This is a genomic window from Streptomyces sp. NPDC045956 (assembly GCF_056430705.1).
The window spans coordinates 214,629-241,292 of sequence record NZ_JBWKKZ010000013.1; the positions used below are offsets into that span (position 1 = coordinate 214,629).

Here is a 26,664-nt window from a genome sequence, read left to right on the forward strand (position 1 = left end):
AGAGTACGGGGAGGCGGGAACCGGAGCCCGCGAGTATGCGTTGAAGATCGTATGGGGGCCAAGCACGAATCCAGTAGCCCGTCCGCGGGTGGACCCACCCGTGGACCCGCCGGCGCGTCCAAGGACGCCGACCGGCGCATCGGCCGGCGGGCGCTGCTCGTCGGCGGCACGGCGGCGGCCGTGGGCACCGCCGTGCTGGCGCGCGACGAGCTGGCCCGCCTGTGGTGGCGCGCTCCTGGGGTGGAGAAGCCCCGCGAGGAGGGCGCGGTCGACTACGCGGCGGCCCGCTGGGTGGCGGCGTCGGACGCGAACTGGCGGCGTGCCGACCGGCCCGACGACTTCGGCGTCGACATGGTGATCGTCCACGTCACGCAGGGCAGTTTCGCCAGCGCGGTGAAGGCGTTCCAGGACCCGGACCACCAGGCGGCCACGCATTACATCGTCGGGCAGGACGGCCGCGTCACCCAGATGATCCGCGAGCTGGACGTCGCCTACCACGCGGGCAACCGCGACTACAACGAACGCAGTGTCGGCATCGAGCACGAGGGCTTCGTGGACCGCCCGCAGGACTTCACCGACGCGATGTACGCGGCCTCCGCGCGGCTCACGGCCGGGATCTGCGCGCGGTACGACATACCCCTGGACCGCGAGCACATCCTCGGCCATGTCGAGGTGCCGGGCACCGACCACACCGATCCGGGGCCGCACTGGGACTGGGACCGGTACATGAAGCTGGTCCGGCGGGCGGCGACGAGCACCCCCTCCCCCGGCGCCTCGAAGAGCGCCTGACCGTCCGGCTCCCGCCGGGGCGGCCCTACGTCAGCCCGGCCGCCCGTGCCCGTTCCACCGCCGGGCCGATGGCCTCGGCCAGCGCCTCGACGTCGGCCTGCGTGGAGGTGTGGCCGAGGGAGAAGCGCAGGGTGCCGCGGGCCAGGTCCGGGTCGGTGCCGGTGGCCAGGAGGACGTGGCTGGGCTGGGCGACGCCCGCGGTGCAGGCGGAGCCGGTGGAGCACTCGATGCCCTGGGCGTCGAGGAGGAGCAGCAGGGAGTCGCCCTCGCAGCCGGGGAAGGTGAAGTGGGCGTTGGCCGGGAGGCGGCCCTCCGGTGCGGGATCGCCGCCGAGGATCGCGTCCGGGACCGCCGCGCGGACCGCTTCGACGAGGTCGTCGCGCAGGGCGCCGATCTCGCGGGCGAACCACTCGCGCTGCTCGGCGGCGAGGCGTCCGGCGACCGCGAAGGAGGCCACGGCGGGCACGTCGAGGGTGCCGGAGCGCACGTGGCGTTCCTGGCCGCCGCCGTGCAGGACCGGTACGGGGCTGTACTCGCGGCCGAGGAGCAGCGCGCCGATGCCGTAGGGGCCGCCGATCTTGTGTCCGGAGACCGTCATGGCGGCGAGCCCGGAGGCGGCGAAGTCGACCGGCAGCTGGCCGACGGCCTGGACCGCGTCGGAGTGCAACGGGACGTCGAACTCGGCGGCGACGTCGGCGAGTTCACGGATCGGCATGATCGTGCCGATCTCGTTGTTGGCCCACATGACGGTGGCGAGGGCCACGTCGGCGGGGTCGCGGGCGATGGCCTCGCGCAGCGCCTCGGGGTGGACGCGGCCGTGGGCGTCCACCGGCAGGTACTCGACCGTCGCGCCCTCGTGCTCGCCGAGCCAGTGGACCGCGTCGAGGACCGCGTGGTGCTCGACGGGGCCGGCCAGGACCCGGGTGCGGGCCGGGTCGGCGTCACGGCGGGCCCAGTACAGGCCCTTGACGGCGAGGTTGTCGGCCTCGGTGCCGCCGGAGGTGAACACCACCTCGCTGGGCCGGGCACCGAGGGCCTCGGCGAGGGTCTCGCGGGCCTCCTCGACGGTGCGCCGTGCGCGGCGGCCGGACGCGTGCAGGGAGGAGGCGTTGCCGGTGACGCTCAGGTGCGCGGTGAGTGCCTCGACTGCCTCGGGAAGCATCGGGGTGGTCGCGGCGTGGTCGAGGTAAGCCATGGTGACGCCGATTCTACGGGGCGGCCCCATCCGGCCTCGGACCAGAGCCGGTCCGACCCCTCGCCTCACAGGCTCCAGGACATCGTGCCGTCCGCGGCCATGAAGGCCACCAGGACCAGGAGGTCGGCGACGCCCAGGCCGAGGCCGAGGAGGGCCCGGCCGCGGCGGGCGGTGCCGCGCCACAGGGCGACGCTCGCCAGGGCGATGGCGATCGGGCCGAGGAAGACGTTGAGGACGAGCAGGCCGAGCAGACCGAGGACGAAGGCGGCGACGGCCATGCCGTCCGTGTCCCGGATTCCGGTCCGGCGGGTGGCCGGTGCGGTGAGCTGCATGGTGATCTCCCTACTGTGCTGCGGGTCCGTGCGTCACTGTGCTGCGGGTCCGTGCGTCAGGGGGCGGAGGTGCTCCGCCGGCGGCCGTGCCGCTCACGGAGCGCGAAGATGCCGAGCCAGACGGCGATGACCGCGCCGACGGCGACGGAGAAGGTGAGCGGCGCGTGAACGACGGTGCCCAGCATCACTCCGAGGAGCAGGAGGGTGGCGACGAGAAACAGCATGGAGCGGATCCCCCAACCTTCGGTGAACGGTTGTAGTTACAGTTGTTCACTGACTACCCAGTCTAACGCGTGCCACGACTTCCCCTTGACAGAGAACAGTTGTTAACTGCATGGCATGAGTCACATCTCCGGCGTCCGGCAGGCCCAGAAGCAGAAGACCCGGCAGGCGCTCCTGGACGCGGCTCTCGGACTGCTGGAGGAGCAGAGCCTGAGCAGTCTCGGTCTGCGGGAGGTCACCCGTGCCGTGGGCGTCGCCCCGACCGCCTTCTACCGGCACTTCCGTTCCACGGCCGACCTCGGTGTGGCGCTGGTCGAGGAGGCGCTGGGCAGCCTGCACCCGATGATCCGGACGACGGTGTCACCGGCCGAGGACAGCGACGAGCGCATCGCCCGCGCGATCGGGCTGATCGCCGGCCATGTGGCGGCGCACCCGGCCCACGTCCGCTTCATCGCCCGCGAGCGGCACGGCGGGGTGCAGCCGGTACGGGAGGCCATACGGGGGCAGCTGGCGCGGTTCGCCGAGGAGGTGCGGGCGGAGCTGGCCAAGGACCCCGCCTCGGCCCGGTGGAGCGACGCCGACCTGCGGATGCTGGCCGGCCTGTACGTCGACCAGATGCTGATCACGGCGTCGCTGTTCCTGGAGGCGCTGGAGGCACCGGAGGATCCGGAGGAGGAACGCCGGCGCGCCACCGACACGGCGACCCGCCAGATGCGGCTCATCAGCGCGGGCCGGCGGCACTGGCTCGACTGACGCGGCCCCCGGCGACCGGGGGCGGCAGGCGCACGCCGCCGCGACGCGGGACGGCGCGGCGACGGCGGGTCAGCCGAGCCGGACGCGGGCCAGCTGGCGGGACTGGGCCACCAGGCGGTCGGCGCTGTCCCAGACCTCGGCGTCCTCCTCCAGGAAGCCGCCGGCGAGGTTGCGCGTGGTGATGGCGACGCGCAGCGGGCCCGGCGCCGGACGGCACCGCACGTGCACGGTCAGCTCGACCGTCGGCACCCAGCCCTTGAGCCCCAGCTCGAAGGCGGTCGGGGGCAGCGCGTCCACCGCGAGGAGCAGTGACAACGGGTCGGCGTCGCGGCCGTCGGCGAGCCCGAACCAGGACCGCATCTCGCCCCTGCCCGAGGGCTGCCCGAGCGCCCAGCCCAGCGTGGCGGGGTCCAGCTTGAGCATCAGCCGGTCGGTGATGGCGGAGCTGCCGTCGACGGGGGCGGGGCCGTCCTCCGGACCGAAGCACTGGTCGGGCGGCGGGATCGCGGGCGGCTTCGCCGAGGTGCGGACGTCGTCGGGCAGCGCGCCGAGGTCGCCGTAGGAGGCGAGGACGCGGATGCGCTCGACCTCGTTGCCCTCGTCGTCGTACTGGAACAGCGAGGCCTGCCCCGTCGAGAGGGTGCGTCCCGCGCGGACGGTCTCGGTGCGCACGACAGCCGGGCCCGGCTGCGAGGCGGTGAGGTAGTGCGCCGAGACGGTGAAGGGGTCGGGGTGCGGAAGCGCGTCCGCGAGGGCGCGGCCCAGCACGGCCAGCAGATAGCCGCCGTTGACGGCGCTGATGATCGTCCAGCCGGCGGACAGGTCGATGTCGTAGACGCCCGGGGCGCGCCGGGAGAGGGCGGTGTCCCGGTCGAACTCGCTGTCGCCGATGGTGGCACGCGTGGCCGTTGCGGAGGCTGCTTCTGGCATGGCTGCACGGTACAACAGAGAGGCTACTAAGCGGTAGCTTTTGGCGACTCCGGCGACGGGACGTCGTCTTCCTCACGCTCGCGGAGGTACGCCGCCAGTTCGGCCGCCCCGGCCAGCATCGCCCGCCCGCGGGCGGAGACCCGGCCGTGCCAGTCGCCCAGGGTGGCCTCCAGGGCCTCGGGGCCGCCGGCCGTCCGCACCCGGTCGAGTACGGGCGCGATCCGGTCCAGCAGGTACCCGCCCCGTCTGAGCAGGTGGACCAGGCGGGCGTCCCGCACGTCGGCCTCGGCGTAGACGCGGTATCCGGTCAGCGGGTCCCGGCGCGGGCGCACCAGTCCGGCGCGTTCCCAGGTACGCAGCGTCGCGGGCCGGATGCCCAGCTCGGCCGCCAGCGCCCCGACGAAGGTGTGGCCCGCCCCGGTGCCGGGGGCCGGCGCGGGTGCCGCGCCGGGCTCCACGGCGGACGCCAGGTCGTGCAGCGCGTCCGCCACGGCCCGCAGGGTCCGCCGGTCGTCCAGGAGCCGGGCGTGGCTCTCGTCGACGAGCCGGAGCGCCTCGTCCGTGGCGCCCCGGTTCACGGCCCGCATGATCGACGCCGCGGACCGGTGGCCGTGTCCGGGCACCAGGGCGAGGAACGCCGCCAGCGCCCGCGCGTGCACCGGGGTGTAGGTCCGGTAGCCGTGGGCCGTGCGGCCGGCGGCGGGGAGGATGCCGTCCTCCTCGTAGTTCCTGACGGCCTGGGTGGACAGTCCGTGCCGACGCGCCAGGTCGATCGGCCGCATAGGGACCTCGCTTTGAAGGTTCGGGGCCATCAGCCCCATGGCATTCGGCGAAAGTCTCCACCGAAACTTCAACGATACCTTTGAAGGCATGGCTACCGACTTCATGGACGGCACCCAGGCCGTCGAGGCCTCCGCCGTCGTGGGACTGCTCCCGGCGCGGCCCCGCGTCCTCGCCCTGGGTGAGCCCACCCACGGCGAGGACGATCTGCTCGCCCTGCGCAACGACCTGTTCCGGCGGCTCGTCGAGGAGGAGGGCTACCGGACGATCGCCGTCGAGAGCGACTGCCTCAGGGGCCTGGTGGTGGACGCCCACGTCACGTCGGGCACGGGCACCCTCGACGAGGTCATGGAACGCGGCTTCAGCCACGAGTGGGGCGCGTACCCCGGCAACCGTGAACTGGTGCGGTGGATGCGCGCGTACAACGACGGCCGGCCGGCCGCCGACCGGCTCCGCTTCGCCGGGATCGACGGTCCGCTGGAGATCACCGGCGCCGAGAGCCCGCGGCGGGCCCTCACCGCGCTCCACGGCTGCCTCGCGGCCCGGGTCGACGCACACCTGCTGCCCTGCACCGCGGAGACGCTGGACCGCCTGCTGGGCCCCGACGAGCGGTGGACCGAGCCCGCCGCGATGACGGACCCGGCCCGGTCCTTCGGGCGGTCCGCCGAGGCCGCGGAGCTGCGGCTGCTCGCCGATGACCTGGTGTCGCTGCTCGAAGAGCAGGCACCGCGGCTGCTCGCGCCCGGTCCGCGGGACGACTGGGAGCGGGCCCGCCTGCACGGGCGCACGGCGACCGGCCTGCTCCGCTACCACCACTGGATGGCCGACGCCTCGCCCGCCCGCATGAACAGGCTGCTGAGCGTGCGGGACCACATGATGGCCGGCAACCTCCTCGCGCTCGCCGCCCGCGGCCCGGTGCTCGTCCACGCCCACAACTCCCACCTCCAGCGGGAGAAGAGCTCGATGCGGATGTGGCAGGGACCGGTGGAGTGGTGGAGCGCCGGTGCGCTGGTGAGCGCCCGGCTCGGCGAGGAGTACGCCTTCCTGGCCACCGCCCTCGGCACGCTCCGGCACCGGGGCGTGGACGCGCCGCCGCCGGACACCCTCGAAGGGCTGCTGTACGCGCTCCCGGAGGACCGCCGCCTCGTCGACCCCCGCCGGCTGGCCGACGCCCTGGGCGCACCGCGGCCCGCGCCCCGCGTCTCCCCCTGGTTCGGCTACGCCCCGCTCGACCCGGACCATCTGGCGGCCGTCGACGGGATCGTGTTCGTCAAGGACGTCACGCGGAACGGCTGAGGGGAACGCCCGGGGAGAGCGCCGGGGAGGTGCGCTGCCGGGCCCTCAGTCTCCTTCCACCACCGTCGACCGCCGGTTCCAGGCGCGCGGTGCCCGCCAGTGGAAACGCAGGGCGAGCAGGCGCAGGACGAAGGCGGTGACCACCGCGAGACCACTGGTGAACGGGGTGAGGGCCTCGTAGCGGATGCACAGGGCGACCATGGTGGCGCCGACGATGGCCGGGACGGCGTACAGGTCGCGGTCCCAGCGCAGCAGCGAGGGCACCTCGTTGGCGAGGACGTCCCGGAGCACGCCGCCGCCCACCGCGGTGGCCAGGCCCAGACAGGCGGAGGCGGTGAGGCCGAGGCCGTAGTCGTACGCCTTGGTGGTACCGGCGACGCAGAACAGGCCGAGGCCGGCCGCGTCGAAGACGTTCACGCCGGTCTGGAGGCGCTCCACGTGCGGGTGGAGGAAGAAGACCAGCACGGTGGCGAGCAGCGGCGTGACGAAGTACCCGAGGTCGGTGAAGGCCGCGGGCGGTACGGCCCCGATGACCAGGTCCCGGAACAGCCCGCCGCCCAGCGCGGTGACCTCGGCGAGGACGGCGATGCCGAAGACGTCGAAGTTCTTGCGTACGGCCAGCAGCGCGCCGGAGATGGCGAAGACGAAGATGCCGACCAGGTCGAGCGTGTGCTGGACGGTGGGGGTGAAGAGTTGCTCGTACACCCCGCCATTCTCACCTGACACCGAGCCCCCGCCTTCCGAACGAAGGCGGGGGCTCGGCGACGAGGCGGAATCACTTCTCCTTGGCGGGAGACTCCTCGTCGTCGCCCTTCGCGGGCTCGGCACCCTTCGCGACGGGCTCGGCGGCCTCGGCGCTCTCGCCGGCCGGCTCCGCGGCCTCTGCGACGGGTTCCGCGGTCTCCGCGACCGGCTCGGCAGCCTCCGCCACCGGCTCCGCAGACTTCGCGACCGGCTCGGCAGCCTCCGCCACCGGCTCCGCAGCCTCCGCCTCCGGCGCCTTCCCGGCGTGCTCGGCGATGGCCTCGACCTCCGCGGCCACCGCCGCCGAGGTCGCCGCGGACTCGGCCAGGGCCTCCTCCGACACCAGCTCCGCCGCCTCCTTGGCCGCGGTCAGCAGGACGACATCCTGCGGGGCCTGGTCCTCGAAGTTCTCCGGGTGGTGGCAGGCCACCTGCTGGCCCGGCCGCAGTTCCTTCAGCGGCGGCTCGGTGGTCGTGCAGATCTGCGTCGCCTTCCAGCACCGGGTGTGGAAGCGGCATCCGCTCGGCGGCGAGATCGGCGAGGGCACGTCACCCTTGAGCAGGATGCGCTCGCTCTTGGCCGACTTGCGGGACGGGTCCGGGATCGGCACCGCCGACAGCAGGGCCTTGGTGTACGGGTGCATCGGCGACTTGTAGAGCTGGTCGCGGTCGGCCAGCTCCATGATCTTGCCGAGGTACATCACCGCGATCCGGTCCGAGACGTGCCGGACGACGGACAGGTCGTGCGCGATGATCACGTACGTCAGGCCCAGCTCCTGCTGGAGGTCGTCGAGGAGGTTGACGACCTGGGCCTGGATCGAGACGTCGAGCGCGGAGACCGGCTCGTCGGCCACGACCAGCTTCGGGTTGAGCGCGAGCGCGCGGGCGATGCCGATGCGCTGGCGCTGGCCGCCGGAGAACTCGTGCGGGTAGCGGTTGTAGTGCTCGGGGTTGAGACCGACCACCGACAGCAGCCGCTGCACCTCCTTCTTGACCCCGCCCTCGGGCTCGACGCCCTGGAGCTTGAAGGGGGCGCTGATGATCGTGCCGATGGTGTGGCGCGGGTTCAGCGAGGAGTACGGGTCCTGGAAGATCATCTGCACGTCGCGGCGCAGCGGACGCATCCCGCCGACCCCGAGGTGGGTGATGTCCTTGCCCTCGAACTCGACCTTGCCTGCGGTCGGTTCGAGGAGCCGGGTGATCAGCCGGCCCATGGTCGACTTGCCGCAGCCCGACTCGCCCACGACGCCGAGGGTCTCGCCGGACCTGACCTCGAAGTCGATGCCGTCGACGGCGCGGACGGCGCCGACCTGGCGCTGCAGCAGGCCCTTCTTGATCGGGAAGTGCTTCTGCAGCCCGGTCACCTTCAGCAGGGTCTCGCCGGGGGCGGGGTCCTTGGTGAGGGTGGCGGCGCCCTCTGCGCTGCCGGTCTGTGCGGGGATCGTCACCGCTTTGTCCTCTGCCTTGTCGCTCACAGCTTCGGCGCAATCTCTTCGGTCCAGATACGCTCCCGCTGCTCCTGCGACATGTGGCAGGCGGCCCAGTGCTTGCTGCCGACCTCGGTCAGCTCGGGGCGGACCGTGCGGGTGACGTCGTCCTTGGGCACGTCGGCGTACGGGCAGCGCGGGTTGAAGGCGCAGCCGGACGGGAGGTTGATCAGGGAGGGCGGGGAGCCCTTGACCGGGATGAGGCGCTCCTGCTGGTCGCGGTCGAGCCGCGGCATCGAGCCGAGCAGGCCCCAGGTGTAGGGGTGCCGGGGCTCGTAGAACACCTTCTCCGCCGGGCCGCGCTCGACGCACCGGCCGCCGTACATCACCAGGAGGTCGTCGGCCAGCTCGGCGACGACGCCCAGGTCGTGGGTGATGACGATGACCGCGGAGCCGAACTCCTTCTGAAGGTCGCGGATGAGGTCGAGGATCTGCGCCTGGACGGTCACGTCCAGCGCGGTGGTCGGCTCGTCCGCGATGAGCAGCTCGGGGTTGTTGACCAGCGACATCGCGATCATCGCGCGCTGGCGCATACCGCCGGAGAACTCGTGCGGGTAGCTGTCCACGCGCTTGTCCGGCTGCGGGATGCCGACGCGGTCGAGCATCTCCACGGCACGGCGCTTGGCGGTCTTCTTGTCCACGTCGTGGTGGATGCGGTACGCCTCCACGATCTGCTGCCCGATCGTGTAGTACGGGTGCAGCGCGGACAGCGGGTCCTGGAAGATCATCGCCATCTGCCGGCCGCGCAGCTTGCGCACGTGGTCCGGGTCGGCGCCGAGCAGCTCGGTGCCGTCCAGCCAGATCTCGCCCGTGATCTGCGCCTTGCGCTTGCCGTACTGGCCGGCGGTGTGCAGGCCCATGATGCCGAGCGAGGTGACCGACTTGCCGGAACCGGACTCGCCGACGATGCCGAGGGTCTTGCCCTTCTCCAGCTGGAAGCTGAGTCCGTCGACGGACTTGACCAGGCCGTCGTCGGTCGGGAAGTGCACCTTGAGGTCGCGCACCTCCAGGAAGGCCTTCGGCGCGGGCGAGGTGCCGGTGGGCTCGCCCACGGCTGCTCCGCTCTTGCTCAGGTCGGTCATGTGAGCCTCACTCGGGGGTCGATCACGGCGTACAGGATGTCCACCACGAGGTTGGCGATCAGCACCGCGAGGGAAGTGATCAGGACGACGCCCAGGATGAAGGGCAGGTCCTGGGTCTGGATCGCGTCCAGCACCTTCTGGCCGAGGCCGGGGAGGCTGAACGTGGTCTCGGTCAGGATCGCGCCGCCCATGAGGGCGCCGAGGTCCATGCCGAGCATGGTGAGCAGCGGGGTCAGGGTCGACCGCATGGCGTGCTTGCGGATGACGACCTGCTCCTTGAGGCCCTTGGCGCGCGCGGTGCGGATGTAGTCCTCGCCGAGGATCTCCATCATGGTCGCCCGGGTGATCCGGGCGTACATCGCGGCGTACAGGAAGGCCAGGGTGACCCACGGCAGGATCATGCCGCCGAGCCAGCCGGTGAAGCTCTCCTCCAGGGGCACGAACTGACCGTCGATCCAGCCCAGTCCGTAGGAGAAGACGGCCAGGCTGACCAGGCCGGTGAAGTAGATGGGGAGGGAGACGCCCGCGAGCGCGACGACCATCGCGCCGCGGTCCCACAGGGTGCCCCGCTTGAGCGCGGAGAGCACGCCCGCGGCGAGTCCGAAGATCAGCCACAGCACGGCCGCACCGAGCGCGAGAGCCAGGGTCACCGGGAAACGCTCGGTCAGGACGGGCCAGACGGACTGCTCGGTACGGAAGGAGTACCCGAAGCACGGCGCGGAGCACTGGGTGACGTCACCGCCGGCCGCGTAGGTGCGGCCCACGAAGATGCCCTTGAAGAACTCCCAGGCCTGGACGAAGACCGGGTCGGACAGACCCAGCTTCTGTCGCACACCCTCGACGGCGGCGGGGTCCGCCTGCTTGCCCACGAAGCTCAGGGCGACGTCGACGCCCGCCCACTTGGGGACGAGGAAGAAGATGCCGAAGACCACCAGAATGATGACCACCAGCATCACTGCGGCGGCGAACAGCCGCCTGATGAGATAAGCGAGCACGGGTTGCGGCCCGCTGCGGACCACGGGCCGCCGGAGATCATCCGGCGGCCCACGGTCACGCCGCGCCGGCCTTCACCTGCCTTTCGTGCCGTACGGCGGGTGTACCGGTTACTTCTTCAGGCCGATGTTGACGAAGTCGTACATACCGCTGTAGCCGTCGGTGGTGTACACGTTCGCCAGTCGGCTGGAGCGCCAGTTGATGAACTTCTCGAAGACGAAGGGCAGGTAGTACGCGCCCTCCATGACCTTGTGGTTGATCTCGGTGGCGATCTTCGCCTTGCCGGAGTCGTCCAGCTCGGTCAGGTAGTCGGCGAACAGACCGTCGATCGCCTTGTCCTTGATCATCGCGAAGTTGTTGTTCGCGCTGTCGAGGATGTAGTCGCTGTGCCACAGCGGCAGGCCGTAGCCCTGCACGGACGGGAAGTCCGGGCCCCAGCCCATGATGATGATGCCGTAGCCCTTCTTGGCCACGTTGGTCGGGCTGCCGATGACGCTGGCGTACTGGGCACCGTCGTACTGGTAGATCTCGAGGTCGATGCCGACCTTCTTCAGCGACGCCTGGAGCGACTCGGCCGTGGCGACCTCGACCGGCTTGTTGTTGCGGACCGCGACGGTGGTCTTGAAGCCGTTCGGCTTGCCGCAGGCCTTCAGCTCTTCCTTGGCCTTGGCGACGTTGCCCTTCTTGTTCTCACCGGCCATGCCGTACGGGTCGTACTTCTGGCCCTCGGAGCCCGGGACGGACGGCGGCAGCATGTTGGTGCCGATGTCGCCACCGGCGACCGGGCCGCCGCGCGCGGTCTGCAGGGAGACGTGGTCGGCCCCGTAGAGCACGGCCTTGCGGCAGTGGATGTTGTCGAAGGGCTTCACGTTCTGCGGGAAGGACGCGTACCGGATGTAACCCGAGACCGGGTTGTCCAGGTTGCCCTTGTGCTCCTGCAGGGCGGTGGTGCGGCCCTGCGGGGACAGACCGGTCTGGGCCAGGTCGATGTCGTAGTCACCGGCCAGCAGGCGGGCGTCCAGGTCGTTGGCGTTGGAGAAGAACTTGATGGAGATCTTGTCCGGGTACGCCTTGCGGACCGGGTCCGACTCCTGCTTCCACTCGGTGTTGCGGACCAGCTTGAGGTCCTTGCCCGGGCTGTAGGACTCGAACTTGTACGGACCCGAGGAGAACGGACGCAGGCCGTACTTCGCCTTGGTGTCCTTGTCCTGGCGGACCGGGGACGCCGAGGTCAGCGCGAGCATCTCCTCGAAGTCCGAGTTGGCCTGCGGGAGCTTGAAGACGATGGTCTTGTCGTCCGGCGTCTCGATCGACTTCAGGCCGAGCTTGTCCGCGGACTTGTCCTTGTACGGGCCCTTGTACTCGTCCTTCGGGTCGAGCACCTCCTTGAGGTACGTCGGACCGCCGGACAGCACGTCCTGCGCCCAGACGCGCTCGATGCCGTACTTGACGTCCTTGGAGGTGATCGGCTTGCCGTCCTCCCAGGTGACGCCGTCACGCAGGGTGTACGTGTACGTCTTGCCGTCGTCGGAGACCTTGGCGACGTCGGTGGCGAGGTCGGGGGTGACCTCCGCGCCCGCCTTGCCCGGCTCGGTCTTGTTCGTGACGAGCTGGCGGCTGTAGTAGCGCGAGAAGTTCCACATGAAGCCGTAGTAACCGCGGGTGGTGTCCCACGAGTCGGCGTCCTGCGCGCTGGCGAACTTCAGCTCGCCGCCCTTCTTGGCCTCGGCGGCCTGAAGGACCTTGTTGTTGGCCGCGTCGAACTGGGGCGCGCCGTTCTTCGAACCGCCGCTGCTGTCGTCTCCGCCGCCGCCGCACGCCGCTGTGGTCAGCAGCGCGGCGACCACTGCGGCAGCGGCCAAAGCCTGCTTGCGCCGCCCTGAGGTGCGTTGGGTAGTCACGATCTCGGATCCTCCGGATTAGATGAGAGACCCCGTGCAGGTACCACGGGTCGCTTGCCGGTACGGCAGGTCAGCGGGAGCCCTTCGGGTCCAGCGCATCGCGTACGCCGTCGCCGAAGAGGTTGAAGGCAAGAACGGTGATGAAGATCGCCACACCGGGGACCACCATGTACATGGGGTCCGACTTGTAGTAGTCGATCGCGCTCGAGAGCATCTGCCCCCACGACGAGGTGGGCGGCTTGACGCCCACGCCCAGGAAGCTGAGCGCCGCCTCGGTGAGGATGTTGGTGGGGATCATCATCGTCGTGTAGACGATGATCGGCGCCACCAGGTTGGGCAGCAGTTCCTTGAACAGGATGTAGAACCGTCCGGCTCCCAGGGACCGGGCCGCCTCGACGTACTCCCGCTCACGCATGGAGAGTGTCTGACCGCGGACCACGCGGCCGATGTAGGGCCAGCCGAAGAAGCCGATGACCAGGATCATCATGAGCAGACGGACGCCCGTGCCGCTCAGTCCCAGCATGTTGTCGGGCATGACGGAGACCAGCGCGATGATGAACAGCAGCTGCGGGAAGGCGAGCAGACCGTCCATGACCCGGCTGATGAGGGCGTCGACCCAGCCGCCGAAGAAGCCGGCCAGGATGCCCAGGACGGTGCCGAGGACGACCGCGACGAGCGCGGAGAGGAAGCCGACCAGCAGCGAGATCTGGGCGCCGTGCACGATACGGGCGAAGATGTCGCGGCCGTTGACCGGCTCGACGCCCAGCCAGTGCTCGCCGCTGATGCCGCCCAGGGACCCCACCGGGGTGCCGAAGAGCGGGTCGATCCGGTCCTCGTTGAAGGCGTTGGGGTCCTGCCCGTAGAGGGAGGTGATCACGGGGGCGAGCACCGCGATCAGGATGAGGACGAGCACCACCACGCCGCCCCCGAGGGCCAGCTTGTCCCGTTTCAGGCGCTCCCAGGCGATCCTGCCCAGGGAACGTCCCTGTACCGCCTTGGCTTCGGCGCCGGCAACCGCCGCTTCCTCGGCAGCACTCGGGGCCGCTTCCGCGGTCGGCTCGTGCAATGGTGCCGTCATCTGGCAGGGACCCCTCTCAACCGGCGGTAGCCGGCCCGCACTTGCCGCTGTAGCGGCGTGATCAGTCCGTCGTACACAGGGGCGAACAATCACCCCCTGTTGCGGGAGTCTTCAACGCTTTGGCGATCTGTAGCCAGACTTGGCGGGGAATGGATGCGTAACCGTGATGCTGTTTGAGGTGTTCCGTTATCCGGACACTGGGTAACGGGGTCCGGACGCGGACGAGTTGGGACATCCGGGACACGGGGGTTTCTTACGCCCTCGTCTACGCGCGAAGATGTCCGCCCACCGCCGGGACGGCGGCCCCCGCGACGGTCAGTACCCGCCCCCGGCCGGAGGGTACCCGTAGCCCCCCGCCGGAGCCTGGGCGGGGGCCGCCGCGTGGGCTTCGCGGTCGTAGAAGGGGCGGGCGTTGGCACGCAGCCACATAGCGACCGGGTCGTGGAGGTCGGTCATCGCCACCGTCGACACCGGCAGCCCCTCCGGCACCGCGCCGACGGACTGCTGCATCATGGCGCGCACCGCGTCCACGGCGGGCGGCGAGGTGTCGTACACGTCGAGGCCGATCGCGAGGTACGGCGCCCCGAGGGCCGGCTGCACCCAGGCGCGGCGCAGGGCGCGGACCGCCGGGGTGCGGTGGGCGTTCTGCGCGAGCAGCGCGTAGAACTGCGGAACCTCGATGGCCGGTTCGGACAGGCGCAGCGGCCCGGCGGGCTGGCGGTCCAGGCCGGAGGCGATGCGGCGCAGGTCGAGCCACGGGATGCCGACGCCGCCGCCCCGGGCGTGCGGGTTCAGCCAGAGGCCGTAGTGGTCCGGATAGAGGGCGCGGGCCACTTCGAGCCCGTCGACCACCTCGTACGACCGGTTCCAGCCGCTGGCCGACAGCTCCTGGGCGGAGGTGACACAGGGCGCGTAGCCGAAGCCCTCGACCTCCATGTTCCCGTACTGCGCGTCCGGGGAGCCGGCCTGGCCGTGCCAGAGGAGCATCCACACCTGGCCGGAGGTGGGAGTGGCGAGCGCGCGCAGCAGGGCCTCGTAGGCGTCGTAGCGCCCGGGCGTCACCTGGCGCAGCATGTGCTCGACCTGTCCGGTCGTGGTGCCGCTGGCGCTCACGCGTATCGCCCCTTCGAGAAGTTCCCCGGTTGTGGCACCAGCTTAAGGCTCCGCCGGGCAGGGGTCCCCTGCGCTCGGGGTGCTGTGCCCGTTCCCGGGGCGGGCTCCTCGTCGCGGGCCGCTCCCTACAGGTCCCGGTCGTAGAACGGGCGGACGTGCGCGCGCATCCAGTCGCAGACCGGGTCCTGGACCGCCTCCAGGAGGACCAGGTTGACCTGCGTCTTCAGGGGGGCCGTGGCGAGGGCGCGGCCCAGGGCGTCCAGGGGCAGGGCGCGGGCGTCGCCCTCCCAGTGGGTCAGCTCGACGCCGACGAACATGACCGGGTCGGCGGTCTCGACGGCGGCCAGGCAGCGGCGGGCGGTGCGCACGACGCCGATGGCGGCGAACTCCGCGGAGGCCGCCGCGAGGAAGTCCACCGGGTCGTCCTGCCAGTCCGGCTCGAAGAGGCGGACCCGGCCGCCGGACGCGGGCCCGTCGAGCGGGGTGCGGCCGGCCCGGCACAGCTCGGCCACGGCCTGGGGCGGCAGCGGGATGCCGACCACACCGTCCGGGTTCACGGCGATGCCGATCTGCGGAGGCAGGCCGCGGGCGAACTCCGCGGCGGGGGCGACGGTGTACGCCATCTGCGCGCCGGCCACCTGGCGCAGTTGCTCCTCGGAGCTGAAGACCGGCACGTAGGCCTGGCCCTCGATCTCCAGCGAGGGCAGGTCGAGGGGGCCACTGTCCGGTCCGCCTCCGTTCGGCAGGGGTATCCACAGGAAGCTGCGGCCGAGGACCTCCACGATCCGGCCGCCGGCGCCCGGCACGCCGAGGGAGGCGGACAGCACCTCCTCCAGCTCGTTGCCGGGCCACCCGCCGTGCGGGTGGGGGTGCGCCTGGGCCGGGAAGCCGGCGGAGAAGTCCGCCGGGAGGCCCCCTGGGATGTCCATCTGCCTACCGCCTGCCTGGTACCGCTGCTGTGGCTGAAAAGGCTAACCCGTTCGGTACGGAGGGCCTACGGGGTGTCACCCCGTGAAGGCGATCCGGCGGAGCGCGCCCGCGGCCTCCCGGTCCAGGAGGATCGCCGAGGTGCAGCCGACGGGCAGGGTGCCCTCGGTGACCGCGCGCAGCAGCCGGGCGTTGGCCGCGCGGTGCCGCAGGAACGCGTACCGCGAGACGCCCCGGCCGCGCTCGCGCTGGCCGGCCAGCGCCTCGTCGGCGCCGACGTCGATCAGCAGTAGGTGCAGGGTGCCCTCGCGGCGCCGCGCCTCGCGGGCCAGCCAGGCGCGCACCCAGGCCTGGGTGCCGCAGTCGTGCACGACCACGCCCTCGCCGGAGCGCAGGGCGCGGCGCAGTCCGGCGTAGTGGGAGAGGCGGACGAGGGGGCGGTAGAGCGCGTACGGCAGGAAACGGGGCATGCGGCGGTCCCAGCGGTCGCGGGTGTCCTGGGAGTCGATGCGCGGGCCGCGCACGGTGCGCTGCATCAGCGTGGACTTCCCGCTGCCGGGCAGGCCGGTGATCACCACCAGGTCCCGGGGTCCGAAGAGCAGGGCGTGCGGGCTGTGGCCGCCGCGGTCCCGCAGGTCGCGGACGACGGGTGCGGGCAGTTCGGCGCACTTCTCCGGGGCCGGGGCGGCGGGCTGCTCGGGCAGCGCCAGACCCGTGGTGGTGGCGTACGCCGTGGTCCTGTTCACCGTGATCGTCCTCCCCTGGGGCGGTTCACGAAGTCCCCTCCCCGTCGAGTGTAAAGAGAAGGTAATGCGCAGGTCTCGCGTTTTCGTTCGCTTACTGCCACAAGCCGGTTACAGATCACGGTCTGCCACGGATCGGCCGGGCGTGCAATGATGGCGGCGCCAACTGCATACCGGCCGTTTGAATCCGCGCGGGAGAGTCCCCGGCCGTCGCCGGGGCGCCGAAGGAGCAAGTCCCTCCCTTGAATCTCTCAGGCACCGTTACCGCGCGGGCGAGGCACATCTGAAAAGCGGGCCGCCGCGCGCCGGCTGCCCCACCCAAGGTGCAAGTCCTGACCGCCGCGCTCCGGTGGTCATGGCGAACCTCTCAGGTTCCGATGACAGATGGGGAGGATCGACCTCGCCCCGTCCTGTCCTGGGAGACGACCGACCGATGAGCAGCACCGAACTCCGCCGTACCGCGCTCGACGCCACGCACCGGGCGCTGGGCGCGACGATGACCGACTTCGCCGGCTGGGACATGCCCCTGCGCTACGGCTCCGAGCGCGACGAGCACCTCGCGGTGCGCACCCGCGCGGGCCTCTTCGACCTCTCGCACATGGGCGAGATCACGGTCACCGGGCCGGCCGCCGCCGACCTGCTGGACTTCGCGCTGGTCGGCAACATCGGCAGCGTGAAGCCGGGCCGCGCCCGCTACACCATGATCTGCCGCGAGGACGGCGGCATCCTGGACGACCTGATCGTCTACCGGCTGGGCGACGCCGAGGCCGCTTCCTCGCACTACATGGTGGTCGCCAACGCCTCCAACGCCCAGGTCGTGCTCGACGCGCTGACCGAGCGGGCGGCCGGCTTCGACGCCGAGGTCCGCGACGACCGTGACGCGTACGCGCTGCTCGCCGTCCAGGGCCCCGAGTCCCCGGCCATCCTGAAGAGCCTCACCGACGCCGACCTGGACGGCCTGAAGTACTACGCCGGCCTGCCCGGCACCGTGGCCGGCGTCCCGGCCCTCATCGCGCGCACCGGCTACACCGGCGAGGACGGCTTCGAGCTGTTCGTGAAGCCGGAGCACGCCCCCGGGCTGTGGCAGGCGCTGACCGAGGCGGGCGCGGGCGCCGGACTGGCCCCCTGCGGCCTGTCGTGCCGGGACACGCTCCGCCTGGAGGCCGGCATGCCGCTGTACGGGCACGAGCTGACGACGGCGCTGACGCCCTTCGACGCCGGGCTCGGCCGGGTGGTGAAGTTCGAGAAGGAGGGCGACTTCGTGGGCCGCGCGGCGCTCACCGAGGCCGCTGCCCTGGCGGAGCGGAAGCCGCCCCGCGTCCTGGTCGGCCTGGTCGCCGAGGGCCGCCGCGTCCCGCGCGCCGGGTACCGGGTCGTCGCCGGCGGCGAGGTGGTCGGCGAGGTCACCTCCGGCGCCCCCTCGCCGACGCTGGGCAAGCCGATCGCCATGGCGTACGTCGACCCGGCGCACGCGGCTCCGGGGACGCCGGGTGTCGGCGTGGACATCCGGGGCAGCCACGAGCCGTACGAGGTCGTGGCGCTGCCGTTCTACAAGCGGCAGAAGTAGACACTGGGCGGCGGGGCCCGGGGCTCCGCACGCGCCCGCTGCCCGCTCTCGACGCCCACCAGCGGTTTCAGCATCCCCCCTCGCATCACCCCCTTCAGCAGCACTCCCCCGCGTACAGGAGAATTCAGGCCATGAGCAACCCCCAGCAGCTGCGCTACAGCAAGGAGCACGAGTGGCTGTCGGGCGCCGAGGACGGCGCCTCGACGGTCGGCATCACGGAGCACGCGGCCAACGCGCTCGGTGACGTGGTCTTCGTCCAGCTCCCCGAGGTCGGCGACTCCGTCACCGCGGGCGAGACCTGCGGCGAACTGGAGTCCACCAAGTCGGTCTCCGACCTGTACTCCCCCGTCTCCGGTGAGGTCACCGAGGTCAACGAGGACGTCGTCAACGACCCGTCCCTGGTGAACTCGGCCCCCTTCGAGGGCGGCTGGCTCTTCAAGGTGCGGATCACGGACGAGCCGGTCGACCTGCTCTCCGCCGACGAGTACACCGCCTTCACCGCCGGCTGAGGAGTCACGGACCGCATGTCGCTTCTGAACACACCCCTGCACGAGCTCGACCCGGACGTCGCCGCCGCCGTCGACGCCGAGCTGGAACGCCAGCAGTCCACCCTGGAGATGATCGCCTCGGAGAACTTCGCTCCGGTCGCGGTCATGGAGGCCCAGGGCTCGGTCCTCACCAACAAGTACGCCGAGGGCTACCCCGGCCGCCGCTACTACGGCGGCTGCGAGCACGTCGATGTCGTCGAGCAGATCGCGATCGACCGGGTCAAGGCGCTCTTCGGCGCGGAGCACGCCAACGTGCAGCCGCACTCGGGCGCCCAGGCCAACGCGGCCGCGATGTTCGCGCTGCTCAAGCCCGGCGACACGATCATGGGTCTCAACCTCGCCCACGGCGGGCACCTGACCCACGGCATGAAGATCAACTTCTCCGGCAAGCTCTACGACGTCGTGCCCTACCACGTCGGCGACGACGGCCAGGTCGACATGGCCGAGGTGGAGCGCCTCGCCAAGGAGCACCAGCCGAAGCTGATCGTGGCCGGCTGGTCGGCCTACCCCCGGCAGCTGGACTTCGCCGCGTTCCGCAAGGTCGCGGACGAGGTCGGCGCGTACCTGATGGTCGACATGGCGCACTTCGCCGGTCTGGTCGCGGCGGGCCTGCACCCGAACCCGGTCCCGCACGCCCACGTCGTGACCACCACCACCCACAAGACGCTGGGCGGCCCGCGCGGCGGTGTGATCCTCTCCACGGCCGAACTGGCCAAGAAGATCAACTCCGCCGTCTTCCCCGGTCAGCAGGGTGGCCCGCTGGAGCACGTGGTGGCCGCCAAGGCCGTCGCCTTCAAGGTCGCCGCGAGCGAGGACTTCAAGGAGCGCCAGCGTCGTACGCTGGAAGGCGCCCGCATCCTGGCCGAGCGCCTGGTGAAGGACGACGCGAAGGCGGCGGGCGTGTCGGTCCTGACCGGCGGCACGGACGTCCACCTGGTCCTCGTCGACCTGCGCGACTCCGAGCTGGACGGGCAGCAGGCCGAGGACCGCCTCCACGAGGTCGGCATCACGGTCAACCGCAACGCCGTCCCGAACGACCCGCGTCCCCCGATGGTGACCTCCGGTCTGCGCATCGGTACGCCGGCCCTGGCGACCCGCGGCTTCACCGCCGAGGACTTCGCCGAGGTCGCGGACGTGATCGCCGAGGCGCTGAAGGCACCCTCTCCCTTCGGGGCCGCCGACGCCGAAGCCCTCAAGGCCCGGGTGAAGACCCTGGCCGACAAGCACCCGCTGTACCCCGGTCTGAACAAGTAGACACCGCGCATCCGGGGCGCCGGGCCCGCCACAAGCAGGCCCGGCGCCCCACCCCGCACCGCCCTCTGCACCACCCCCGTTCTGAGGAGTCCCCGTGGCCATCTCGGTCTTCGACCTGTTCTCGATCGGCATCGGTCCGTCGAGCTCGCACACGGTCGGCCCGATGCGCGCGGCCCGCATGTTCGCCCGCCGACTGCGCGGCGAGGAGCTGCTGGGCTCCGTCGCCTCGGTCCGCGCCGAGCTGTACGGCTCGCTCGGCGCCACCGGCCACGGCCACGGCACCCCCAAGGCCGTGCTGCTCGGCCTGGAGGGCGAATCCCCGCGCACGGTGGACGTCGAGACGGCCGACGACCGCGTGGAGACGATCAGGTCCTCGGGCCGCCTGAGCCTCCTGGGCGAGCACGAGATCGCCTTCTCCTACGACGACGACATGGTCCTGCACCGCCGCAAGGCGCTCCCCTACCACGCCAACGGCATGACGCTGTGGGCGTACGACGCGCAGGGCGCCGAGGTGCTGACCAAGACCTACTACTCGGTCGGCGGCGGCTTCGTCGTCGACGAGGACGCGGTGGGCGCCGACCGCATCGTGCTCGACGACACCGTGCTGAAGTACCCCTTCCGCACCGGCGACGAGCTGCTGCGGCTGGCCCGTGAGACGGGCCTGTCCATCTCCGCCCTGATGCTGGAGAACGAGCGGGCCTGGCGCGACGAGGACGAGATCCGCGAGGGCCTGCTGGAGATCTGGCGCGTCATGCAGGCCTGCGTGGAGCGCGGCATGTCCCGCGAGGGCATACTCCCCGGCGGCCTCAAGGTCCGCCGCCGCGCCGCCAACACCGCGCGCAAGCTCCGCTCCGAGGGCGACCCGCTGGCCCTGTCGATGGAGTGGATCACGCTCTACGCCATGGCCGTGAACGAGGAGAACGCGGCCGGCGGCCGGGTCGTCACCGCCCCCACCAACGGCGCGGCCGGCATCATCCCGGCGGTCCTGCACTACTACATGAACTTCGTCCCCGGCGCCGACGAGGACGGCGTGGTCCGCTTCCTCCTCGCGGCCGGCGCGATCGGCATGCTCTTCAAGGAGAACGCCTCCATCTCCGGCGCCGAGGTCGGCTGCCAGGGCGAGGTCGGCTCCGCCTGCTCCATGGCGGCCGGCGCGCTCGCCGAGGTGCTGGGCGGCAGCCCCGAGCAGGTGGAGAACGCGGCGGAGATCGGCATGGAGCACAACCTCGGTCTCACCTGCGACCCGGTCGGCGGCCTGGTCCAGATCCCGTGCATCGAGCGCAACGGCATGGCCGCGGTGAAGGCCGTCACGGCCGCGCGGATGGCGATGCGCGGCGACGGCTCCCACAAGGTGTCCCTCGACAAGGTCATCAAGACCATGAAGGACACCGGCGCCGACATGTCGGTGAAGTACAAGGAGACGGCGCGGGGCGGGCTGGCGGTCAACATCATCGAGTGCTGAGCGGCGCCGGGCACGCGGAGGGGCACACTCGCGCGTCTCACATCGTGACATGGGACAACTGAAAAATGAGACGCCTGAGATCGTGGCGGGGCCAGCACCTTTCGCACGTGAAAGACCGAGACATGCCCGCACCAGCCTCAGGACCGTCCCCGGCGCCCGTCAATCCGCGCTCCCGCGTCCTCGTCGCCAGCCTCATGGGCACGACGATCGAGTTCTACGACTTCTACATCTACGCGACCGCGGCCGTACTGGTCTTCCCGAAGCTCTTCTTCCCGAGCAGCGACCCGACCACCGCCCTGCTCTCCTCCTTCGCGGTCTTCGGCGCCGCGATGGTGGCCCGCCCGATCGGGGCCGTCGTCTTCGGCCACCTCGGCGACCGGCTCGGCCGCAAGAAGACGCTGGTGGTCTCGCTCCTCACCATGGGCATCGCCACGTTCCTGATCGGCGTCCTGCCCACCTACGCCCAGGCCGGCTGGGTCGCCACCGCGCTGCTGGTGCTGATGCGGATCGCGCAGGGCTTCGCGCTCGGCGGTGAGTGGAGCGGCGCGGCCCTGGTCGCCACCGAGAACGCCCCCCGCGGCAAGCGCGCCCTGTACGGGACCTTCCCGCAGCTGGGCGCCCCGCTCGGCTTCATCATCGGCAACGGCCTGTTCCTGATCATCGGGGCGCTGCTGCCCTCCACGGCCGGCGCCGACCCCACCCAGCCCTCCGACGCCTTCGTCGAGTGGGGCTGGCGCATCCCGTTCCTGTTCTCGGCCGTGATGGTCGCGATCGGCCTGTGGGTGCGCTCGCGCCTGGTCGAGTCGGCGGTCTTCGCCAAGACCCAGGAGGCCGGCCGGGTGCGCAAGCTGCCGCTGGCCACCGTGGTGCAGGGCCACTGGAAGCAGCTGGTCCTGGGCACCTTCATCATGCTGGCGACGTACGTGCTCTTCTACCTGATGACCACGTTCTCGCTGAGCTACGGGCGGGCCGCCGAGGACGCCGCCGTGCCCGGTCTGGGGTACGGCTACACGACCTTCGTCCTGATGATGATCTTCGGGGTGCTGTTCTTCGCCGCGTTCACGCTCGTCTCCGGCCCGCTGGCCGACAAGTACGGCCGCCGTTCCACCCTGATCTGGATCACCGCGGCGATCGTGGTCTTCGGGCTGGTCTGGGTGCCGCTGATCGGCCTGGGCACGCTCGGCGTGGTGCTCTGGCTGGTGCTCGGCTTCACGCTGATGGGCATGACCTTCGGCCCGATGGGCGCGCTGCTGCCCGAGCTGTTCCCCACCAGCGTGCGCTACACCGGCTCCGGCATCTCGTACAACGTCAGCTCGATCCTCGGGGCGGCCGTCGCCCCGTTCATCGCGGTGGCGCTGTGGGAGGCCGGTGACGGCTCGCCGTGGCTCGTCGGTGTCTACCTCTCGGCGATGGCGGTGCTGACGCTGGTCGCGCTGCTCCTCTCCAAGGAGACCAAGGACGTCTCCCTGGACGACGGCGAGGCGGCCCCCGCCGACGCCGACCGGGCCGCGGTCGCCTCCTCCGCCCCCTGATACGACCGGCGTTCACCCCTCCCGTACGCCGAGCGTCCTCACGCCCGGCGTACGGCCGCCGATCCCGGGCATAACAACAACCTCCGTCCACAAGGCACTTCAGCCTCACAGGCTACGAGGGAGTTCTCATGCTGCGCGGCATCGACGTGAGCGCGTACCAGTCCTCCACCTACGGCACGGACGGCCTCTCCTTCGTCTTCGTCAAGGCGACGGAGGGCCGTTCGTACGTCAACCCCAAGCTCGCCGCCCAGACGGAACGGGCCCGCGACGCCGGACTCGTCGTCGGCTTCTACCACTTCCTGTGGCCGGGCAACCTCACCGCACAGGCCGAGTACTTCGTCTCCAAGGCCCCCGACCGGCCCGGCGACATCCTCGCCGTCGACTGGGAGACGACGGGCGACGGCACCCACGCGAGCAACGCGGAGAAGGACAGCTTCATCCGCAAGGTGAAGGCGCTGCGGCCGGACAACCGGGTGATCTTGTATGCAAACAGGCACTTCTGGCTCAACGTCGACACCACCTCGTACGCCGGCGACGGTCTCTGGATCGCCGACTACGTGGCGGCCGGCAAGCCCCGCATCCAGGCCACCTGGCGCTTCCACCAGTACACCGACGACCCGGTCGACACGAACGTGGCGGACTTCGCGAGCAAGGCGGCGCTGAGGAAGTGGGCTGACGACGCTTGATCGACTACGCCACTAAGGGCGGAGCATGTTCCGCCCGCATCTGGTGCGCCGGGGGATTCGACAGATACCTGTTCAGCAGCTCGAAGGTCCTGAGATCCGCGGGCAGGGCTTCATACCAGCCCAAGCCGTACAGGTTGCAGCGAGTGCACAGCAAACCGCGTACGCAGGACCCGCAGCTTCGTCTTCCCGGACAGCACGCGTGGTCGTGGTCGATATGCATGGCTGGCTGATTCGACTCTGCCGCCCCGCAGATTGCGCACATGCCTCGTTGGTGCTGAAGCAGGTGGCCGAGGAACTCCTCGGTGACGTTGTAATGCCCCAGGCGGACCCGCTCCGCATTGCACGGCTTGCAATACGGTCTCGGAACGCCCGAGGCGTTGAGTGTCGAGTACGCCGACACCGGTTTGTGCTCATGGCATTGGAGACACTCGATGGCGCCGAGTTGGACCATGTCACGAACGGCGCCGTTGTACCTCTTCTTCTTCAGTGGCGCAAGCTGCTGCCCTTGCTGCTGCTGTTGGTAGTGCCCTGTACACAGTCCCCTGGCCGACACCGCTCTGCCGCACTCGCGAAACGCACAACTGCGGCCTTCCGCCGACGCTCGGGCAGGGTTGATGGGTGCGAGACAGCCGCGCCTTCGGAATTGCGCGTAGTGCGTCCTGCACAGCCCTTGCACCAACGGGTACCGGTCGGAGGACCGCTGACAGGTCCACCCATCCCCTCCGGCACGACATCGCTTCATCGATTCCCCCAACGCCCCGAGTCGTACTGGTCTTTCATCGGAACAACGAGGGAGGTGAACATGCGTAACGCCATCGTGCAGACGAGCGATGCGCTCGGTCAAGCACGCCGGGACATGCCGCAGGGGCGCCCTCCGGGTGACCGGAGGGCGCCCCTGTGCACGGCGTCGTCACTTGTTCAGGTGGGCCCGGAACTCGTCGAACGACAGCAGCTTGTCCCCGTCGAGGTCGCGGCCGGCGATGATGGCCTCGGCCACCGACTCGGTGACGTTCCAGTCGCCGCCCTGGGCGAGCGCGGTCTTGAACTCGGCCGCGGTGATGAAGCCGTCACCGTCCGTGTCGATCCGGTCGAACTGCTTGCGTGCTTCCTCGATGTCCGCCACCGATCCGCCCCTCATTCCGTGCTCCGCCCGTACGCTGGTCACCCCAGCGGACGCGTCTGACGCAGGTCAGATTAGCTGCCCCCGCACGCCCGCCACGCGGCGACCACCCCCGCGGGGGGGCGAGACACGAGGAGCACGGTGTGACGGGGAGCCTGCGCGGCATTCTGGGCGCGGCGGCGCGGGGCGTCTTCCCGGCGGCCGACGGCACCACCACCGTGGTCCCCCAGCACGGCGCCCGGGACGCGGGCGTGATCGCCTTCACGGCGCACTCGGTGGTCTTCACGGACGAGGACCCGGGGTGGGTGCGCAACACGCTGGACGGGCTCGGCTGCGATCCCCTCGCCGCGACGATGAACGCCCGGTTCCTGACCGCCTTCGCGGAGCGCACGGGACGGACGACGGACACGATCGACGTGCTGCTGACCGGCGCTCCGCTGCCGGGCGTGCCGGGCACCGCGCTGACGGAGGTCGCCGATCCCGGGCATCCCCGGGTGGTGTCCGCCCGCAGGCGGCGCGACGAGGTGCGGGTGTGGGCGGCGGACGGCGGGGTGCTGGTGCTGGGCCGGGGGGTCGCCGGGCGGCTGGAGGTCGCCGTGGAGGTGGCGGAGGGGGCCCGGCACCGGGGGCTGGGGCGGCGCCTGGTGACGGCGGCGCGGCAGTTGGCGGCGGGTGAGCCGGTGTGGGCGCAGGTGTCGGCGGGGAACGCCCGCAGCCTGCGGGCGTTCCAGGCGGCGGGCTACGCGCCGGTGGGGTCGGAGGCGCTGTTCCTGCGGCCCTGAGCGGGGGCCGGGGCGGGTCAGTGCCAGGGCATCAGTGCCAGGGCTTGTAGTGCGGGTTGCTCTCGCACTCGCTCATGATCTCGGTCTTGGTCTGCCGGTCGACCGGGCAGACGCCGATGATGTACTGCCGCTGGATGCCGCCGGGGAAGGCGACCTCGAGCTGGTCGGCCCACCGGTGCGTGTCGCCGATGGTCTTGTTGACGTCGATGCCGCCGGGAGCGTCGACGTAGTAGTTGTAGCCGGACTTGTACCAGGTCTTGTACAGGTCGTGGTCGTAGGTGGTGGAGACGTACGGCGAGGGCTGGTTGACCAGGACGTACTTCTCGATGTCGTACTGGCCGTTCTTGACGTCCTTGGCGTGGAAGCCCTCTTCGAAGACGACCTGCGGGCCGCGGCTGTCGCTGCGGTAGAGGGTGCCGCAGGAGGTGCGCCAGACCGGCTCGGGGGTGATGCGGTCGACGTCGACCGTGCGGTCGGTGGCGGCCTCGATGCGGTCGTCGAGCAGGGGGCAGGCGGGGGCGGCCTTCGCGGGCGCCGTCGTGGGGGCCGCCTCGGGCACGGTGGCGGCCGAAGTGGCGAGGACGGCGGAGAGGGAGAGGACGGCGGCGGCGGCCCGGCGCCGCAGGCGAGTCGTGATCATGCGGGTACGATCCCGGTTGCCCGGCGCCGGAGTGCGGATCGTCACCCGTGGGCGGCGTGTTGGGCGAACGGGGTTGCGCGCGGCGGCAGATGGGTCGTCAGCGGTCCAGGACCCGCATCTCGAACCAGGTGGTCTTGCCGCGCGGCAGCAGGTCGACGCCCCACCGGTCGGACAGCTTGTCGACGAGGAAGAGGCCGCGCCCGCTGATGTCCGTCTCCTGCACCGGCATCAGACAGGGCAGGCCGCGGGAGGGGTCGCGGACCTCGACGCGGATCCAGCCGGGGCGGCGCCGCATGCGCAGGCCGAAGATCCGGGCGCCGGTGTGGCGTACGGCGTTGCCCACCAGTTCGGAGACGAGCAGGACGGCGTCCTCCGTGATCTTGGGGCCGAGGTTCCACTGGCGCAGGGCGACGACCTGGGCCAGCCGGCGGGCGGTGGCCGCGGACTCCGGGCGGGACAGCAGCGGAACCTCGCACTCCGTGGGGTTGCCGAACAGTTCGAGGGCCTTCAGTGCGCGTTCGTCCTCCACCGCCGGCGACCAGCGCGCCGCGGTCGCACGTCCGGCTCCCCGCGGCTGTTCCGTGTCCTCCAGCCCCGCCATATCCCCATCATGGCCGCCCCCGGGGGCCACCGGGGGCGTTCCCGGCGAATACGCACCCGCGGGGGCCGGGGCCGACGGCGTCCGTCCGGCATATGCCAAAGGCAGTTC

General features: G+C 71.1%; 28 protein-coding genes and 2 riboswitches. Of the genes, 10 read left to right on the forward strand and 18 right to left on the reverse strand.

The window, feature by feature from the left end; all coding sequences use genetic code 11:
• Positions 1-51: 51 nt before the first annotated feature.
• Positions 52-789, forward strand: a complete 738-nt coding sequence (locus AC07FV_RS30095; protein WP_479090591.1) for an N-acetylmuramoyl-L-alanine amidase — start codon at positions 52-54, stop codon at positions 787-789.
• Positions 790-814: 25 nt separating this feature from the next.
• On the opposite strand, the gene AC07FV_RS30100 is transcribed toward AC07FV_RS30095, so the two are convergent.
• From AC07FV_RS30100 to AC07FV_RS30110, 3 genes are all read right to left on the reverse strand, one after another.
• Positions 815-1,984: a cysteine desulfurase family protein gene (locus tag AC07FV_RS30100; RefSeq protein WP_479090593.1), complete on the reverse strand. Its 1,170-nt coding sequence runs from the start codon at positions 1,982-1,984 to the stop codon at positions 815-817.
• A 65-nt stretch (positions 1,985-2,049) separates the two neighbouring features.
• Positions 2,050-2,316, reverse strand: a complete 267-nt coding sequence (locus AC07FV_RS30105) for a DUF4190 domain-containing protein (protein ID WP_479090594.1) — start codon at positions 2,314-2,316, stop codon at positions 2,050-2,052.
• Positions 2,317-2,372: 56 nt separating this feature from the next.
• Positions 2,373-2,540: a hypothetical protein gene (locus tag AC07FV_RS30110; RefSeq protein ID WP_479090596.1), complete on the reverse strand. Its 168-nt coding sequence runs from the start codon at positions 2,538-2,540 to the stop codon at positions 2,373-2,375.
• A gap of 115 nt (positions 2,541-2,655) precedes the next feature.
• Here AC07FV_RS30110 and AC07FV_RS30115 point away from each other — a divergent pair, with 115 nt between their 5' ends.
• Positions 2,656-3,291, forward strand: a complete 636-nt coding sequence (locus AC07FV_RS30115; protein ID WP_479090597.1) for a TetR family transcriptional regulator — start codon at positions 2,656-2,658, stop codon at positions 3,289-3,291.
• A 69-nt stretch (positions 3,292-3,360) separates the two neighbouring features.
• Here AC07FV_RS30115 and AC07FV_RS30120 read toward each other — a convergent pair whose 3' ends face one another.
• Together AC07FV_RS30120 and AC07FV_RS30125 are read right to left on the reverse strand one after the other, a co-directional pair.
• Complete coding sequence (locus AC07FV_RS30120) at positions 3,361-4,221, reverse strand: thioesterase family protein (protein ID WP_479090598.1); 861 nt, start codon at positions 4,219-4,221, stop codon at positions 3,361-3,363.
• Positions 4,222-4,247: 26 nt separating this feature from the next.
• Entirely contained in the window at positions 4,248-5,033 is a 786-nt protein-coding gene (locus AC07FV_RS30125; RefSeq protein WP_479090599.1) for a TioE family transcriptional regulator, read from the reverse strand.
• Between the two features lie 58 nt (positions 5,034-5,091).
• Between AC07FV_RS30125 and AC07FV_RS30130 the strand changes: the two genes are divergently transcribed.
• On the forward strand, positions 5,092-6,297 hold the full coding sequence (locus AC07FV_RS30130) for an erythromycin esterase family protein (RefSeq protein WP_479090601.1): 1,206 nt from the start codon (positions 5,092-5,094) through the stop codon (positions 6,295-6,297).
• Between the two features lie 45 nt (positions 6,298-6,342).
• Here the strand turns inward: AC07FV_RS30130 and AC07FV_RS30135 are convergent, their stop codons facing one another.
• The 9 genes from AC07FV_RS30135 to AC07FV_RS30175 form a co-directional block, all read right to left on the reverse strand.
• Complete coding sequence (locus AC07FV_RS30135; RefSeq protein ID WP_479090602.1) at positions 6,343-7,002, reverse strand: trimeric intracellular cation channel family protein; 660 nt, start codon at positions 7,000-7,002, stop codon at positions 6,343-6,345.
• 70 nt (positions 7,003-7,072) lie between these two features.
• A complete protein-coding gene (locus AC07FV_RS30140; protein WP_479090603.1) occupies positions 7,073-8,488 on the reverse strand; it encodes an ABC transporter ATP-binding protein in 1,416 nt (471 codons plus the stop codon).
• 23 nt (positions 8,489-8,511) lie between these two features.
• A complete protein-coding gene (locus AC07FV_RS30145; RefSeq protein WP_479090604.1) occupies positions 8,512-9,609 on the reverse strand; it encodes an ABC transporter ATP-binding protein in 1,098 nt (365 codons plus the stop codon).
• Entirely contained in the window at positions 9,606-10,604 is a 999-nt protein-coding gene (locus AC07FV_RS30150) for an ABC transporter permease (protein WP_356610477.1), read from the reverse strand. Before AC07FV_RS30150 ends, AC07FV_RS30145 begins: the two co-directional genes overlap by 4 nt.
• Before the next feature lie 108 nt (positions 10,605-10,712).
• Positions 10,713-12,503, reverse strand: coding sequence for an ABC transporter substrate-binding protein (locus AC07FV_RS30155; protein ID WP_384703560.1), 1,791 nt, complete (start codon positions 12,501-12,503; stop codon positions 10,713-10,715).
• Between the two features lie 70 nt (positions 12,504-12,573).
• A complete protein-coding gene (locus AC07FV_RS30160) occupies positions 12,574-13,581 on the reverse strand; it encodes an ABC transporter permease (RefSeq protein WP_356610475.1) in 1,008 nt (335 codons plus the stop codon).
• Positions 13,582-13,896: 315 nt separating this feature from the next.
• Complete coding sequence (locus AC07FV_RS30165; protein ID WP_479090606.1) at positions 13,897-14,694, reverse strand: enhanced serine sensitivity protein SseB C-terminal domain-containing protein; 798 nt, start codon at positions 14,692-14,694, stop codon at positions 13,897-13,899.
• 125 nt (positions 14,695-14,819) lie between these two features.
• The gene (locus AC07FV_RS30170; protein ID WP_479090608.1) at positions 14,820-15,623 is read right to left on the reverse strand and encodes an enhanced serine sensitivity protein SseB; all 804 of its coding nucleotides are present in this window, start codon (positions 15,621-15,623) and stop codon (positions 14,820-14,822) included.
• A gap of 75 nt (positions 15,624-15,698) precedes the next feature.
• Positions 15,699-16,367, reverse strand: coding sequence for an AAA family ATPase (locus AC07FV_RS30175; RefSeq protein ID WP_479090610.1), 669 nt, complete (start codon positions 16,365-16,367; stop codon positions 15,699-15,701).
• A gap of 179 nt (positions 16,368-16,546) precedes the next feature.
• Positions 16,547-16,641, forward strand: a riboswitch (glycine riboswitch).
• Positions 16,642-16,758, forward strand: a riboswitch (glycine riboswitch).
• A gap of 39 nt (positions 16,759-16,797) precedes the next feature.
• Between AC07FV_RS30175 and gcvT the strand changes: the two genes are divergently transcribed.
• From gcvT to AC07FV_RS30205, 6 genes are all read left to right on the forward strand, one after another.
• Positions 16,798-17,931, forward strand: a complete 1,134-nt coding sequence (gene gcvT, locus AC07FV_RS30180; protein WP_479090612.1) for a glycine cleavage system aminomethyltransferase GcvT — start codon at positions 16,798-16,800, stop codon at positions 17,929-17,931.
• A 131-nt stretch (positions 17,932-18,062) separates the two neighbouring features.
• A complete protein-coding gene (gcvH, locus tag AC07FV_RS30185) occupies positions 18,063-18,440 on the forward strand; it encodes a glycine cleavage system protein GcvH (RefSeq protein ID WP_479090614.1) in 378 nt (125 codons plus the stop codon).
• 15 nt (positions 18,441-18,455) lie between these two features.
• Positions 18,456-19,733, forward strand: a complete 1,278-nt coding sequence (gene glyA / locus AC07FV_RS30190) for a serine hydroxymethyltransferase (RefSeq protein ID WP_479090616.1) — start codon at positions 18,456-18,458, stop codon at positions 19,731-19,733.
• A gap of 94 nt (positions 19,734-19,827) precedes the next feature.
• Positions 19,828-21,195, forward strand: coding sequence for an L-serine ammonia-lyase (locus AC07FV_RS30195; RefSeq protein ID WP_479090617.1), 1,368 nt, complete (start codon positions 19,828-19,830; stop codon positions 21,193-21,195).
• A gap of 122 nt (positions 21,196-21,317) precedes the next feature.
• Positions 21,318-22,727, forward strand: a complete 1,410-nt coding sequence (locus tag AC07FV_RS30200) for an MFS transporter (protein WP_479090618.1) — start codon at positions 21,318-21,320, stop codon at positions 22,725-22,727.
• Positions 22,728-22,855: 128 nt separating this feature from the next.
• Positions 22,856-23,413, forward strand: coding sequence for a glycoside hydrolase family 25 protein (locus AC07FV_RS30205; RefSeq protein ID WP_479090620.1), 558 nt, complete (start codon positions 22,856-22,858; stop codon positions 23,411-23,413).
• Positions 23,414-23,417: 4 nt separating this feature from the next.
• Here AC07FV_RS30205 and AC07FV_RS30210 read toward each other — a convergent pair whose 3' ends face one another.
• Both AC07FV_RS30210 and AC07FV_RS30215 read right to left on the reverse strand, forming a co-directional pair.
• Positions 23,418-24,155 (reverse strand): endonuclease domain-containing protein, encoded by a 738-nt coding sequence (locus AC07FV_RS30210; RefSeq protein WP_479090621.1) that lies wholly within the window; start codon positions 24,153-24,155, stop codon positions 23,418-23,420.
• A 168-nt stretch (positions 24,156-24,323) separates the two neighbouring features.
• Positions 24,324-24,536 carry an EF-hand domain-containing protein gene (locus AC07FV_RS30215; protein ID WP_053137345.1) on the reverse strand — a complete coding sequence of 71 codons (213 nt, stop codon included), beginning with the start codon at positions 24,534-24,536 and terminating at the stop codon, positions 24,324-24,326.
• 140 nt (positions 24,537-24,676) lie between these two features.
• Here AC07FV_RS30215 and AC07FV_RS30220 point away from each other — a divergent pair, with 140 nt between their 5' ends.
• Complete coding sequence (locus AC07FV_RS30220) at positions 24,677-25,315, forward strand: N-acetyltransferase family protein (protein ID WP_479090623.1); 639 nt, start codon at positions 24,677-24,679, stop codon at positions 25,313-25,315.
• Between the two features lie 31 nt (positions 25,316-25,346).
• Here AC07FV_RS30220 and AC07FV_RS30225 read toward each other — a convergent pair whose 3' ends face one another.
• Both AC07FV_RS30225 and AC07FV_RS30230 read right to left on the reverse strand, forming a co-directional pair.
• A complete protein-coding gene (locus tag AC07FV_RS30225) occupies positions 25,347-25,955 on the reverse strand; it encodes an ADP-ribosyltransferase (protein WP_356610464.1) in 609 nt (202 codons plus the stop codon).
• 97 nt (positions 25,956-26,052) lie between these two features.
• Positions 26,053-26,556, reverse strand: a complete 504-nt coding sequence (locus tag AC07FV_RS30230; RefSeq protein WP_479090625.1) for an ATP-binding protein — start codon at positions 26,554-26,556, stop codon at positions 26,053-26,055.
• Positions 26,557-26,664 lie beyond the last annotated feature (108 nt).

Bases quoted from the DNA above. Each gene is read 5' to 3' on its own strand.
- AC07FV_RS30095 (WP_479090591.1), top strand. From the start codon at position 52: ATGGGGGCCAAGCACGAATCCAGTAGCCCGTCCGCGGGTGGACCCACC.
- AC07FV_RS30100 (WP_479090593.1), bottom strand. From the start codon at position 1,984: ATGGCTTACCTCGACCACGCCGCGACCACCCCGATGCTTCCCGAGGCA.
- AC07FV_RS30105 (WP_479090594.1), bottom strand. From the start codon at position 2,316: ATGCAGCTCACCGCACCGGCCACCCGCCGGACCGGAATCCGGGACACG.
- AC07FV_RS30110 (WP_479090596.1), bottom strand. From the start codon at position 2,540: ATGCTGTTTCTCGTCGCCACCCTCCTGCTCCTCGGAGTGATGCTGGGC.
- AC07FV_RS30115 (WP_479090597.1), top strand. From the start codon at position 2,656: ATGAGTCACATCTCCGGCGTCCGGCAGGCCCAGAAGCAGAAGACCCGG.
- AC07FV_RS30120 (WP_479090598.1), bottom strand. From the start codon at position 4,221: ATGCCAGAAGCAGCCTCCGCAACGGCCACGCGTGCCACCATCGGCGAC.
- AC07FV_RS30125 (WP_479090599.1), bottom strand. From the start codon at position 5,033: ATGGCCCCGAACCTTCAAAGCGAGGTCCCTATGCGGCCGATCGACCTG.
- AC07FV_RS30130 (WP_479090601.1), top strand. From the start codon at position 5,092: ATGGCTACCGACTTCATGGACGGCACCCAGGCCGTCGAGGCCTCCGCC.
- AC07FV_RS30145 (WP_479090604.1), bottom strand. From the start codon at position 9,609: ATGACCGACCTGAGCAAGAGCGGAGCAGCCGTGGGCGAGCCCACCGGC.
- AC07FV_RS30160 (WP_356610475.1), bottom strand. From the start codon at position 13,581: ATGACGGCACCATTGCACGAGCCGACCGCGGAAGCGGCCCCGAGTGCT.
- AC07FV_RS30170 (WP_479090608.1), bottom strand. From the start codon at position 15,623: ATGGACATCCCAGGGGGCCTCCCGGCGGACTTCTCCGCCGGCTTCCCG.
- gcvT (WP_479090612.1), top strand. From the start codon at position 16,798: ATGAGCAGCACCGAACTCCGCCGTACCGCGCTCGACGCCACGCACCGG.
- gcvH (WP_479090614.1), top strand. From the start codon at position 18,063: ATGAGCAACCCCCAGCAGCTGCGCTACAGCAAGGAGCACGAGTGGCTG.
- glyA (WP_479090616.1), top strand. From the start codon at position 18,456: ATGTCGCTTCTGAACACACCCCTGCACGAGCTCGACCCGGACGTCGCC.
- AC07FV_RS30200 (WP_479090618.1), top strand. From the start codon at position 21,318: ATGCCCGCACCAGCCTCAGGACCGTCCCCGGCGCCCGTCAATCCGCGC.
- AC07FV_RS30205 (WP_479090620.1), top strand. From the start codon at position 22,856: ATGCTGCGCGGCATCGACGTGAGCGCGTACCAGTCCTCCACCTACGGC.
- AC07FV_RS30210 (WP_479090621.1), bottom strand. From the start codon at position 24,155: ATGAAGCGATGTCGTGCCGGAGGGGATGGGTGGACCTGTCAGCGGTCC.
- AC07FV_RS30225 (WP_356610464.1), bottom strand. From the start codon at position 25,955: ATGATCACGACTCGCCTGCGGCGCCGGGCCGCCGCCGCCGTCCTCTCC.
- AC07FV_RS30230 (WP_479090625.1), bottom strand. From the start codon at position 26,556: ATGGCGGGGCTGGAGGACACGGAACAGCCGCGGGGAGCCGGACGTGCG.